This is a genomic window from Modestobacter italicus, from assembly GCF_019799965.1.
Classification (GTDB): domain Bacteria; phylum Actinomycetota; class Actinomycetes; order Mycobacteriales; family Geodermatophilaceae; genus Modestobacter; species Modestobacter italicus_A.
Window position 1 is genome coordinate 814,296 of record NZ_JABGCJ010000001.1, and the last position, 11,738, is coordinate 826,033.

Consider the following 11,738-nt stretch of genomic DNA (forward strand, 5'->3'; position numbering starts at 1 on the left):
GATCCACGCCGAACGCCGTCCCCGTCGTCCCCCAGCCGGGGGCAGAAATGGCCATTTCTGCCCCTGGGGTGGGTCGTGGGGTCGGCCGGCAACCCCGGCCATGTTGGCGAACATGGCCGAGCGTCGCGGGTCAGCGGACGGCGGTGGACATCCGCTCGACGATGGTGCGGAGCACCGGGCGCGGGGTGGCCAGGGTGAGCCGCACGTGGCCGCCGCCGGCCAGGCCGCACTCGGGGCCGTCGACCAGGGCCACCCCGGCCTCGCGCAGGAAGAACTCGGCCAGCGGCTCGCCGATGCCCAGCTCACGGCAGTCCAGCCAGGCCAGGTAGGTGCCCTCGGGCGGGGTGTACCGCACCTGAGGCAGGTGCTCGGCGAGCAGCTCGGCCAGCAGCCGGCGGTTGCCGTCCAGGTAGGCCAGGACGCCGTCCAGCCACGGACCGCCCTCGGTGAACGCCACCGCGTTGGCGATCGCCCCCAGCGTCGAGCAGCCGTGCTCGGGCCGCTCGGAGACCTCCGCCCACCGCGCGGCGTCCGCGTCGTTGGACAGCAGCAGCTGCGCGCACTTGAGCCCGGGCAGGTTCCACGCCTTGGACGCCGAGGTGGCGGTGAGCGTGTGCCCCGCGGCGAGCTCCGAGACGGCGGCGTAGGGCCGGTGGACGGCGCCCGGCAGCACCAGCGGGGCGTGGATCTCGTCGGAGAACACCCGGGCGCCGTTGCGGTCGACCACCTCGGCCAGCGCGAGCTGCTCGGCCTCGGTGAACACCCGGCCGGTGGGGTTGTGCGGGTTGACGTGCACCAGCAGCGCGCCGGGGGTCAGCGCCTCGTCGAGCGCGGCCAGGTCGTAGCCGAGCCGGCCATCCTCCCCGGTCACCATCGGCACCTGGACCACCGCGCGGCCCAGTTCCCCGGGCACCCTGAGGAAGGGCATGTAGGCCGGGGTCGGCAGCACCACCGGGGCGCCGGCCGGGGTGAAGTGGTTGACCGCCACCTGCAGCCCGGCGACGACGTCGGCCAGCGGCGCGACCCGCTCGGCCGGCACGTCCCAGCCGTACCGCTGCTGCTGCCACTGCGCGCACGCCCGGGCCAGCGCCAGCTGCGTGGCGGCGGGCAGGTAGCCGAACGCCGCCGCGTCGACGGCCTCGTGCAGGGCGCGGGTGACCACCGGCGCCGTCCCGAAGTCCATCTCGGCGACGAAGGCGCCGATCGCCTCGCCGTACCGGGTCCACTTCAGGCTGCCGGCCGCGCGCAGCGAGTCCTCGCTGAGCGCGTCGAAGGAGGCGGGGAGGTCGTCGTCCACCCGGTCAGTCTGGCCCGCCCCGCCGCCGACCGGACAGCGGCCATGTTGGCCAACACGGCCGGATGGGGACGTCAGTCCGTGTCGCCGGGCACGTCGGCGGTGGCCCCGGGTTCGGCCCGGGCCGACTCCTCGACCGCGCTGGCCACCGCGGTCGCGACGGCCGGGTCGAAGACGCTGGGGATGATGTAGTTGGCGTTGAGCTGGTCGTCGCCCACGACCGCGGCCAGCGCGTCGGCGGCGGCCAGCAGCATGCCGGGGCGGATCTCCTTGGCCCGGGCGTCGAGCAGCCCGCGGAAGACGCCGGGGAAGGCCAGCACGTTGTTGATCTGGTTGGGCAGGTCCGACCGGCCCGAGGCGACGACGGCGGCGTACTGCCGGGCCCGCACCGGGTCGACGTCCGGGGTCGGGTTGGCCATCGGGAAGACCACCGCCCGCTCTGCCATCCCGGCCAGCGCCTCGGCCGGGATGACGTTGGCCGCGCTGACGCCGATGAAGACGTCGGCGCCCACCAGCGCGTCGGGCAGCTCGCCGCGCCGGCAGCCGGGGTTGGTGCGCCGGGCCAGGTCCAGCTTGGCCGGGGAGAGCCGTTCGTCGTCCGGGGAGAGGACGCCCTCCCGGTCCCAGACCAGCACGTTCGTCGCCCCGGCCTCCAGCAGCAGGGTGACGATCGCCGTCCCGGCCGCGCCGCCGCCGGCGACGACGATCGCGACGTCGGTCAGCTGCTTGTCCACCACCCGCAGCGCGTTGCGCAGCGCGGCGAGCACGCAGATCGCGGTGCCGTGCTGGTCGTCGTGGAAGACCGGGATGTCCAACTTCTCGCGCAGCCGGGCCTCGATCTCGAAGCAGCGCGGCGCGGAGATGTCCTCCAGGTTGATCCCACCGAAGCCGGGAGCGATCAGCTCGACGGTGCGCACGATCTCGTCGACGTCCTGGGTGTCGAGTGCGATCGGCCAGGCGTCGATGTCGCCGAACCGCTTGAACAGCGCGGCCTTGCCCTCCATCACCGGCATCGAGGCGCCCGGCCCGATGTCGCCGAGGCCCAGCACCGCCGAGCCGTCGGTCACCACCGCGACGGTGTTGCCCTTGATGGTCAGCCGGCGGACGTCCTCGGGGTGCTCGGCCAGCGCCATGCAGACGCGGGCGACGCCGGGGGTGTAGGCCATCGACAGGTCGTCGCGGGTCTTCAGCGGCACCCGGGAGGCCACCTCCAGCTTGCCGCCCAGGTGCAGCAGGAAGGTGCGGTCGCTGACCTTGCGGACGTGCACGTTCTCCACCGCGTCCAGGGCTGCCACCACCTCCTCGGAGTGCTGGGCGTCGGCGGCCGAGCAGGTCACGTCCACGGTGAGACCGTCCGGACGGGACTCGACGACGTCGATCGCGGTCACCGCGCCGCCGGCGGAACCGACTGCGGTGGCGATCCGCCCGACGCTGGCCGGGTCACCGTCGGCGGTCAGCCGCACGGTGATCGAGTAGGACGCCGACGTCACCGGCCCGCGGTGGACGACGGGCACGGTGGACTGGTCAGGGGTGATGGCCGTCACGCCGCTCATCCTGACAGCACCGCAGGTTAGATTCCACCAGTCGGGGCATCATTCCCGCTTCGCGGAAGGAGTGCGGGCGGCGTGAGGTCCAGTGGCGTCTCTCCGACCGCGGCCGCGCCCAGCCGGCCTGCCCAGGCGACCAGCCCGTCGTCGTCCACGCCGTGTCGTGCGGCGGCCTCGCCGGCCGTGCCCAGCGACCGGGCGCCCCGGCTCAGCAGCGTGGCCGCCCCGGCCCGGTTGCCGCGCGCCGCGTGGGTCAGGCCGACGGCGAGCTGGGCCAGGCCGCGCCAGAGGTCCCGCTCGTCGTCCGGCCCGGTCTTCCAGGCGTCCTCGAGCACCTCGTGGGCGTGGAACGGGCGGCCGGCGTCCAGCAGCCGCTGCGCCTCGCGCAGCGTCTCCGCCGGGGCGCGCACCACGCCCTCCGGCGCCCGCGGCTCCCCCTCGGCGCCGTAGGGGAGCGGGCGGCCCAGCGCGTCGCGGGGCCGGGCGTTGCGTGCGCGACCGGCCTCGTCCCGGTCGCGAGGGACGCCGGGCACCTCAGCCCAGCACGGTGGTCAGCCGGACCCGCACCCCGTCGTCGGTGACCGTGATGTCCACGTGGTCGCACAGCTGACGGGCCAGCCACAGGCCCATCCCGCCCAGGGACAGGTCGTCGCCGTGCGCCGGCCCGTAGCCGATGAACGGGTCCCGCAGTCCGGAGCCGTGGTCGGTGACCGTGCAGACCAGCCGCGCCGAGTCGGCCCACAGCCGCAGGTCGACCGGTGGCCGGCCGTGCCGCAGCGCGTTCGTCGTCATCTCGTCGACGGCGAGCAGGAAGTCCTCCAGGGCCGGCTCCGAGCCCTGCGGCAGGCCGGCGCCGCCGGCGCGCACGGCGAGGTCCCGGCGCAGCCCCCGCAGGTCGCGCACCGAGTCGGCCTCCACCAGCGGCTCGGTCGACTCCAACGGCTCGGGCGGCACCGGCAGGGAGGTGAGGTACTCCGCCGGGTCGACGTGGTCGGGGTTGGCCTGCTCCACGCCGTCCACCTGGAGCAGCGGGTGGGTGGCCCGGGCGGCGTCGACCAGCGGCGCCGGCACCCGCCGGGTGTCGACCAGGCACATCACCAGCAGCGGGGCGTCACCGGACAGGTCGGCCTCGACGAGCTGGTGGTCCAGCACGGCGTCGTAGCGCTGCCACTCCCGCCAGGTCTCCGGGTCGGGGCCGGCGAACGGCTCGAGGACGACGCGGACGGCGGCGTCCCCCGCGTCGCGGTGCCGCTCACCCAGCCGGCGGACGGCGGTGATCGCGGCGGCGGGGCCGTTGCCGTACACCTCGGCCCAGTCGGACCAGACGACCTGCGGCCGGTCGGCGAGCGCCTTCTGCACCAGCTCCAGCGTCTGGTCGGTGCAGGCCACCACCACCCGTTCCCCCGCGTCCAGCCCGGCGCAGACGAAGGCCACCGTGCCGTCGACCAGCTCCTCGTCCGAGGCGGCGATCAGCGCCCGGTGTCGGCCGGACCCGGCTGCCCCGTCCATGCGTGCTGATCCCCGTCCTGCCGTCGCGGGCCGCCGTGGTGGCAGCCGTGTCCATCGACTCCCTACCCGGCCGGGCGGCGACCTAGGCGTGACCTGGCCGGTGCATGTGCCCGTGCCGTGAGCGGGCCTGTCCGGGCCCACCACCGCTCCCCTACGGTCGCCAGGTGAGCACCCTCCCGCACGACGACCTCGCCGCCTCCTGGCGGGCCGCCCGCCCCGAGTTCGCCGGCACCCACCTGGACAGCGCCTCGTGCAGCCGGCAGAGCACCGCGGTGCTCGACGCCGTCGCCCGGCACGCCCGGCACGAGGCGGAGATCGGCGGCGCGGTCGCCGAGGCCGCCGCCGAGGGGCTGCTGCAGCAGGGCCGGTCGGTGCTCGCCGGGCTGGTCGGCCTGGCCGCCGCCGACGTCGCGTTCACCGAGAGCGCCTCGACGTCGGTGCGCACCCTGGTCTCCCGCTGGCGGCTCGCCCCGGGCACCCGGATCGGAGTGCTGCCCGGCGAGTACTGGCACAACGCGGCGGTCTTCGCCGACGCCGGGCTGACCCCGGTGCTGCTGCCCGCCGACGCGGTGGGCCGGGCCGACCTCGACGGGCTGGCCCGGGTGCTGCGCGACGACCCGCCGGCGCTGGTGCACGTGACCCTCGTCGGCAGCCACCGCGGCGTCCTCCAGCCCGGCCGGGAGATCGCTGCCCTCTGCCGGGCGGCCGGGGTGCCCCTGGTGCTCGACGCCGCCCAGGCGCTCGGCCACGTCGACTGCGACCTGGGCGCGGACGTCGTCTACGGCACCGGCCGCAAGTGGCTCACCGGCCCGCGCGGCGTCGGCTTCCTGGTCATGCGGCCGTCGATCACCGCGCAGCTGACCCCCGTGCTGCCGCCGGAGATCTACGACGACCGGCGCGTCGGCGTCGACCACGCCCGCGCGTACGAGTCGCACGACGCGCACGTCGCCGGCCGGGTCGGGCTCACCCTGGCGATCGGGGAGCACCTGGCCGCCGGGCCGGACCGGGTGCGGGCCCGGCTGGCCGCGCTCGGCCGGGCGACCCGGGAGCGACTGGACGGCCGGCGCGGCTGGCGGGCGGCCGAGCCGCTGGACGAGCCGACGGCGATCACCACCCTGGTCCCGCCGGACGGCGTCGACGTGCGCGAGGTCGCCACCCGCCTGCGCACCGCGCACGGCGTGCTCACCGTGGCCGCCGGTCGCGAGCGGGCGCCCCGCGAGCTCACCGGCCCGGTGCTGCGGGTGTCCCCGCACGTGGACGCCACGGTCGAGGACCTCGACACCCTGGCGACCGCCCTGCTCGGCTGACTCTCCGATCGGCTGCATCCGCTGGGGCGGGTGGGGCGGAAGAGGTGGGTGACAGTCCCCCAACGGAAGGAACGTCATCGTGGACAGGACCCGCCCGATCGCCCTGACCGCCGGCACCGCCGGCGCGTTCGCCCTGCTCTTCGCCGCCACGCCCGCGCTGGCCGACTCGCACACCGCGACCGTCTCGGTCCTGCACGGCATCCCGGACACCCCGGTCGACGTCTACGCCAACGGCGAGCGGCTGATCGACGACTTCGCACCGGGCACGCTCGCCGGGCCGCTCGAGCTGCCCGCCGGTGAGTACGACCTGGCGCTCTACCCGGCCGACGCCGCGGACGCGTCCGGCGAGGCCCTGCTGTCCGCGATGGACGTGGCGGTCCCGGCCGGCGCCGACGCCACCGTGGTCGCGCACCTGACCGAGGCCGGCCAGCCGGCGCTCACCCCGTTCGTCAACGACACCTCCGCGGTCCCCGCCGGGCAGGCGCGGGTCACCGTCCGGCACACCGCCGCGGCTCCCGCCGTCGACGTCCGGGCCGGTGGCACGGTGGTCGCGCCGGGGCTGACCAACCCGAACGAGGCGACGCTGACGGTCCCGGCCGGCACGATCACCGCCGACGTGACCCTCGCCGGCACCGACACGGTGGCGATCGGCCCGGCCGACCTGGCCCTGGCCGAGGGCACCTCGACCATCGTCTACGCGTGGGGCTCCGGTGACGCCGGCTACGAGCTGGCCACCCAGACGGTGACCGGGCTGCACTCCAGCCCGTCCGGTGTGCCCGGCGGCTCGGCCGGCCTGGTCGACGACGAACTGCCGCTGCCGCTGGTCGGCCTGTCGGTGCTCGGCCTGGCCGGTGCCGCCGTGGCCGGCCGCCGCCTGGTCACCAGCCGGGTCTGACCCGGCAGCCCCGAGGACGACCGGCCGTGCGCAAGGCCGTCGCCGGCGTGGCCGTGGGCCTGGCCCTGGCCGTCGGTGTGCCCGTCAGCTGGGAACTGACCCGGCCGCCGGCGACGGCGGGCACACCGGTCGCGCAGGCCCTCGAGGCGACCGGTCCGCCGGCGCCGTCGTCCTCCGGGGCGGCGGCGCCGGCGCCGGCCGTGGAGACCCGCGACGCCGCGCCCGCCGCGGTGCCGCGGGCCCCGGCGCCGGTCCGGGTGACCGTCCCGGCGAGGGGCGTCGAAGCGCCGCTGGACCCGATGGGCGTGGCCGGCGACGGCCAGATGGCCCTGCCCGGGGACGTCGGACGGGTCGGCTGGTACCGCTTCGGCCCGGTCCCCGGCGAGGCCGGCTCGGCCGTGCTGGCCGGGCACGTCGACGACCGCGAGCAGGGCCTGGGCGCGCTGGCGCCGTTGCGCACCGCCGAGGCCGGCGACGAGGTGCTGGTCACCGACGACGCCGGGACGACGTCCCGCTGGCGGGTGACGTCACGGGAGCTGATCACCAAGCAGCAGCTCCCGCTGGACGCCCTGTTCTCCCGGGAAGGACCGCCCCGGCTGGTGCTGGTGACCTGCGGCGGCCCGTTCCTGCCCGAGTACCGCAGCTACCGCGACAACGTCGTCGTGGTGGCCGAACCCCTGCGATGAGCGCGTCCACCCGGGGCGCTCCGACCGTGACCCCTTACGGTCGGCCTGTGGAGGGAGGACCGGCGGGAGTCGTGCAGACGCCCCCCGAGCCCGACGACGCCGAGGTCGCCCGCCTCTTCCGCGCCGGTGACGAACGTGCGCTGGCCTGGGCCTACGAGCGGTGGGCCGGCCAGGTGCACGGCATGGCCGTGCGCGCCTTCGGCCCGGGCCCCGACGCGGAGGACGTCACCCAGCAGACCTTCATCTCCGCCTGGACCGGCCGCGAGCGGTACTCGCCCGCCCAGGGCCCGCTGCCGGCCTGGCTGGTGGGCGTCTGCCGCCACAAGATCGCCGACTCCTGGGCGCGACGCGAGCGCCAGCGGCGGCAGACCGAGGCAGCCACGGCCGACGCCCGCAGCCGGCCGGGCAGCACCCAACCCGACGCGGTGGACGGCATGGTCGCCGACCGGGTGCTGCTGCTCGGCGAGTTGAACCGGATCGGCCAACCACAACGAACCATCATCGAGCTCGCGTTCTTCGACGACCTGACGCACACCCAGATCGCCGCCCGCACCGGCATCCCGCTGGGCACCGTCAAGAGCCACATCCGGCGCACCCTGGAGCGCCTGCGCACCCGATTGGAGGCCGACGGTGCAGCACTGCAGTCCTGAGCAGCTCGCGCTCGCCGCCCTCCGCGAGGAGCTGCCTGCCGAGGACGCCGCCCACCTGGACGGCTGCGACGCCTGCCGGGCCGAGGTGGCCTCGCTGCAGCGCGGGGTCGACGCCCTCGCCGTCCCGGCCTTCTCGGCCACCGGCCCGGAGGTGGCGCCGCCGCCGCGGGTGTGGGACGCCATCGCCGCCGCGACCGGCGCGACCAGCCTGCCACGACCCGCGGTGACGCCCACGACGGAGCCGCCCCAGGCCCCGGCGACAGAGTCGCCCGCTGCCACGCCAGGGGGAGAGCCGCCGACGGCCGACGTGCTGCCGCTGCGTCCCCGGTCCGGTGGCTGGTCCAGGAGCCGGTGGCTGACCGCGGCCGCCGCGGTGCTGGTCGGCGCGGTCGCCGGTGGCACCGTGGTGGCACTGACCGGCGACGACGCGGGTGGGTCGGTGGTCGCGCAGGCCGCACTGGACCCCCTGGACGAACGGACCGCCTCCGGACGGGCCCAGGTCCGGGAGGCCGATGGTGTGCGGTCGCTGCGGATCGACCTGGACGCACCGGCGCTCGACGACGGCTACTACGAGGTCTGGCTGCTGAAGCCCGACGCCGTCCGCATGGTGCCGCTGGGCTCGGTGCGGGCCGGCGACACCGTGCTGCCGCTCCCCGAGGGGCTGGACCTGGTGTCCTACCCGGTGGTCGACGTCTCGATCGAGCCTCTGGACGGCGACCCGACCCACTCCGGCGTCTCGGTGGTCCGCGGCCAGCTGTCCCGCTGACCCCCAGGCGGCGGCGGTTCTGCCCGGGCGCGCGGGGTACGGCACGCGCGGCCGCACCCCACCAGCCCGAGGAGGACCCATGACCCAGTCCGACGACGACCTGAAGGCCCGCGCCCGGCAGCACGTCGAGCAGCTCCCGGCGGAGACGGCACTGGGCAACGCCGACCCGGCCGGCGGCGTCGCCGACGACCCGCAGGTGCTCGACCAGGCGGCCCGGGAGGAGGGCGAGCAGCGCAGCCAGTAGTGCCCCGCCGGACGTCCGGCCCGTACCGCCGCCGCCCCCCTCCGCCGCTCCGCCGGCCGAGGGGGGCGGTGCCGTCTCCAGGCTCTGCTCCGCCGCGAACGGGGCGGGGCAGGCTCAGCGGCCCCACGACCCGCATGCCCCCTGCGGACCGGTCCATCGCCGGCGCGACCCGACCGACGTCGGCGGCATCCCGGCCCGGCGACCATCGACGTGGGGGCACCACGCCGATCCGCGCGGCCGCAGGACTGACGAGTGGCTGGTGCGTCACCACCACCGGCTCACGAGCCCTTGCCCGCGCGGTGCTCATGGTCCTATGGTTCATTACATGAGTAATGAACCGGCGAACCGGAGACGCCTCGTTCGCGCCGGACCGGCATGAACGACGACGCCGGCCCGATCTTCCGGCAGATCGCGACCCAGCTCGAGGACGCGATCGTCGACGGCTCCCTCGCCGAGGAGAGCCAGGCCCCCTCGTCCAACGAGCTGGCCGCCTTCCACCGCATCAACCCCGCCACCGCAGCCAAGGGCCTGAACCAGCTGGTGAGCGACGGGGTCCTCTACAAGAGACGAGGAGTCGGGATGTTCGTGGCCACCGGCGCTCGCGAGCAGCTGCTCAAGCGGCGCCGCAGCGAGTTCGCCGACCAGTACCTCACCCCCCTGCTGGCCGAGGCCGACAAGGTGGGCATCAGCATCACCGAGATCGCCGCCATGCTGCGCGAGCGGGGGAGCCGGGCATGACCACCGCCGCTGCACTCGAGGGCGTCACCATGCGCTTCCGTGGCCACACCGCGCTGACCGACGTCTCCACCGAGATACAGGCCGACACCATCACCGGCCTCCTCGGCCGCAACGGCGCCGGCAAGACCACGCTGATGCAGCTGCTCACCGGCCACCGCGTGCCCACGTCCGGTCGGGTGCGCGTGCTGGGCCAGGAGCCGTACGAGAACGACGCCGTCCTCAGCCGGCTGTGCTTCATCAAGGAGGGGCAGCGGTACCCCGACCACTTCAGGGTCTGTGACGCCCTCCGCGCCGCCGCCACCCTGTACCCGGACTGGGACGCCGACCTGGCCGACGACCTGGTGCGCGACTTCGACCTGCCTCGCAAGCGCCAGATCAAGAAGCTGTCCCGCGGCATGAACTCCGCGGTGGGCATCGTGCTGGGCCTGGCCTCCCGCGCGCCGGTCACCCTGTTCGACGAGCCCTACCTGGGGCTGGACGCCGTGGCCCGACAGCAGTTCTACGACCGGCTCCTCGCCGACTACGCCGAGCACCCGCGGACCATCGTGCTGTCCACGCACCTGATCGAGGAGATCAGCGACCTCCTCGAGCACGTGCTCCTGATCGATCACGGCCGCGTCCTGCTGGACGCCGATGCGGAGGCCCTGCGCGCCTCCGCCCTGACGGTCACCGGCCCGGCCCGGCAGGTCGCCACGTTCGGGTCCGCGCACGAGCTGCTCACGACCGAGTCACTGGCCGGCCAGTCCCGTGCGATCGTCCGCACCCGGACGGCGACCGCCTCCCGGGACGCCACCGACCTGGGGCTGAGCGTGGAGCGCACGTCCCTCCAGCAGCTCGTCGTCGGGATGAGCCTGTCTGCCAGCCCGAGCGCCGCCGCCCCCACCGACCACCAGGCCCTGCAGGGAGCTCCCCGATGAACCGCGTCCTGAGCGCCGCCCGCCTCCAGGCGGCGAACCCCATCGTCTCCCTCGGCGTGCCGTGGATGGTCGTCAGCCTCTCCTTCGCCATCAACCTGGCGATCTGGGGCCTCGCCGACCTGGACGCCCAGCCCGACGCCAGCGCGAACACCGGGGGCATCGCCTCGCTGTACATCACCGTGGTCGTCGTCTCCGCCCAACTGGTCACCCAGGTCTTCCCCTTCGCCCTGGGGCTCAGCCTCAGCCGTCGCACCTACTACCTCGGGACGGCGCTGGCGGCGCTCGTCCAGTCGCTGGTGTTCGCCGTCGCCCTCACGGTGCTGACCGCGGTGGAGAACGCCACGAACGGCTGGGGCGTCGGCCTGGACTTCTGGGCACCCGGCGCGATCGACGTGGGCAACCCGGCGCTGCAGGTGGCCGTCTTCACACTGCCGATGCTCGCCGCCTGCTTCCTCGGCTCGGGCATCGGAGTGACGTTCAAGCGCTGGGGCGCCATGGGCCTCTACACCCTGACGATCGGCGTGCTCCTCGTAGCCGGAGCCACCGTCGTCCTGGTGACGTGGCAGCAGGCGTGGACCGATCTGTGGACGTGGCTGACCGACCGGTCGGTCGAGTCGATGACACTCGGAGTGCCAGCGGTGCTCGGGATCGCCCTCGCGGCTCTCACCTATCTGGGCCTGCGCCGAGCGGTCCCGTGAACTCACCCCGCACGACCCGACGGCCGGCCGCACCCGCGCGCCGGCCGTTCGGCTGCCTGCAGTTGTATCCGTGACGCAACTACGCGCACTGAGGCATCAGTCCACGCACGGGCGGAGGGAAGCGACCGCCGGTCCCATCGCACGGACCACCGGACGACCGCCGGCCACCTGCGGACCGGAGTGCGCAGACCAGCAGGGCGACGGGGGCACGCCCTCGGACCACGAACCCGCCGAGCTGGAGACGACGGCATGGCCGGGGGTCCGCCACAGCCGCCGAGGGCCTCTTCGGCGAAACTCCGGCGGGAGCGACCCGAGACGTGATCGCTGTGGCCGGCTCCCCACCTGGGCATCCCGAGCCATTCGAGTCCCGGAATGCAGAAACGGGGTCACAGCCGTAGCTGTGACCCCGTTCCTGGGAGTTATGTCCGGCGGCGTCCTACTCTCCCACCCGGTCCCCCGGGCAGTACCATCGGCGCTGAAAGGCTTA

13 protein-coding genes are annotated in these 11,738 nt (G+C 75.0%); 9 read left to right on the forward strand and 4 right to left on the reverse strand.

Features of this window, described 5'->3' with window-relative positions:
* Positions 1 to 130 precede the first annotated feature (130 nt).
* The 4 genes from HLA93_RS03945 to HLA93_RS21400 form a co-directional block, all read right to left on the reverse strand.
* Positions 131 to 1,297, reverse strand: coding sequence for a MalY/PatB family protein (locus tag HLA93_RS03945; RefSeq protein ID WP_222192937.1), 1,167 nt, complete (start codon positions 1,295 to 1,297; stop codon positions 131 to 133).
* Between the two features lie 71 nt (positions 1,298 to 1,368).
* Positions 1,369 to 2,847 (reverse strand): NAD-dependent malic enzyme, encoded by a 1,479-nt coding sequence (locus HLA93_RS03950; RefSeq protein WP_246625504.1) that lies wholly within the window; start codon positions 2,845 to 2,847, stop codon positions 1,369 to 1,371.
* Between the two features lie 17 nt (positions 2,848 to 2,864).
* Positions 2,865 to 3,374, reverse strand: coding sequence for a DUF309 domain-containing protein (locus tag HLA93_RS03955; RefSeq protein ID WP_222192938.1), 510 nt, complete (start codon positions 3,372 to 3,374; stop codon positions 2,865 to 2,867).
* Position 3,375: 1 nt separating this feature from the next.
* A complete protein-coding gene (locus tag HLA93_RS21400) occupies positions 3,376 to 4,350 on the reverse strand; it encodes an anti-sigma factor RsbA family regulatory protein (protein WP_222192939.1) in 975 nt (324 codons plus the stop codon).
* A 164-nt stretch (positions 4,351 to 4,514) separates the two neighbouring features.
* On the opposite strand from HLA93_RS21400, the gene egtE reads away from it, so the two are divergent.
* The 9 genes from egtE to HLA93_RS04005 all read left to right on the forward strand — a co-directional run bounded on the left by egtE (position 4,515) and on the right by HLA93_RS04005 (position 11,251).
* Positions 4,515 to 5,657, forward strand: coding sequence for an ergothioneine biosynthesis PLP-dependent enzyme EgtE (gene egtE / locus HLA93_RS03965; protein ID WP_308127926.1), 1,143 nt, complete (start codon positions 4,515 to 4,517; stop codon positions 5,655 to 5,657).
* 79 nt (positions 5,658 to 5,736) lie between these two features.
* Positions 5,737 to 6,552 (forward strand): DUF4397 domain-containing protein, encoded by an 816-nt coding sequence (locus tag HLA93_RS03970; protein ID WP_222192941.1) that lies wholly within the window; start codon positions 5,737 to 5,739, stop codon positions 6,550 to 6,552.
* 26 nt (positions 6,553 to 6,578) lie between these two features.
* Complete coding sequence (locus HLA93_RS03975) at positions 6,579 to 7,238, forward strand: class F sortase (RefSeq protein WP_222192942.1); 660 nt, start codon at positions 6,579 to 6,581, stop codon at positions 7,236 to 7,238.
* Positions 7,239 to 7,309: 71 nt separating this feature from the next.
* Positions 7,310 to 7,888 carry an RNA polymerase sigma factor gene (locus HLA93_RS03980; RefSeq protein WP_308127927.1) on the forward strand — a complete coding sequence of 193 codons (579 nt, stop codon included), beginning with the start codon at positions 7,310 to 7,312 and terminating at the stop codon, positions 7,886 to 7,888.
* Complete coding sequence (locus HLA93_RS03985; protein ID WP_222192944.1) at positions 7,869 to 8,654, forward strand: anti-sigma factor; 786 nt, start codon at positions 7,869 to 7,871, stop codon at positions 8,652 to 8,654. Before HLA93_RS03980 ends, HLA93_RS03985 begins: the two co-directional genes overlap by 20 nt.
* Positions 8,655 to 8,733: 79 nt before the next feature.
* On the forward strand, positions 8,734 to 8,898 hold the full coding sequence (locus HLA93_RS03990) for a hypothetical protein (RefSeq protein WP_222192945.1): 165 nt from the start codon (positions 8,734 to 8,736) through the stop codon (positions 8,896 to 8,898).
* Between the two features lie 375 nt (positions 8,899 to 9,273).
* Complete coding sequence (locus HLA93_RS03995) at positions 9,274 to 9,636, forward strand: GntR family transcriptional regulator (protein WP_222192946.1); 363 nt, start codon at positions 9,274 to 9,276, stop codon at positions 9,634 to 9,636.
* Positions 9,633 to 10,553 (forward strand): ABC transporter ATP-binding protein, encoded by a 921-nt coding sequence (locus HLA93_RS04000; RefSeq protein ID WP_222192947.1) that lies wholly within the window; start codon positions 9,633 to 9,635, stop codon positions 10,551 to 10,553. Before HLA93_RS03995 ends, HLA93_RS04000 begins: the two co-directional genes overlap by 4 nt.
* A complete protein-coding gene (locus HLA93_RS04005) occupies positions 10,550 to 11,251 on the forward strand; it encodes a hypothetical protein (RefSeq protein ID WP_222192948.1) in 702 nt (233 codons plus the stop codon). Before HLA93_RS04000 ends, HLA93_RS04005 begins: the two co-directional genes overlap by 4 nt.
* The last annotated feature ends 487 nt before the right edge of the window (positions 11,252 to 11,738 follow it).

Bases quoted from the DNA above. Each gene is read 5' to 3' on its own strand.
- HLA93_RS04000 (WP_222192947.1), top strand. From the start codon at position 9,633: ATGACCACCGCCGCTGCACTCGAGGGCGTCACCATGCGCTTCCGTGGC.
- HLA93_RS03950 (WP_246625504.1), bottom strand. From the start codon at position 2,847: ATGAGCGGCGTGACGGCCATCACCCCTGACCAGTCCACCGTGCCCGTC.
- HLA93_RS03995 (WP_222192946.1), top strand. From the start codon at position 9,274: ATGAACGACGACGCCGGCCCGATCTTCCGGCAGATCGCGACCCAGCTC.
- HLA93_RS03990 (WP_222192945.1), top strand. From the start codon at position 8,734: ATGACCCAGTCCGACGACGACCTGAAGGCCCGCGCCCGGCAGCACGTC.
- HLA93_RS21400 (WP_222192939.1), bottom strand. From the start codon at position 4,350: ATGGACGGGGCAGCCGGGTCCGGCCGACACCGGGCGCTGATCGCCGCC.
- HLA93_RS04005 (WP_222192948.1), top strand. From the start codon at position 10,550: ATGAACCGCGTCCTGAGCGCCGCCCGCCTCCAGGCGGCGAACCCCATC.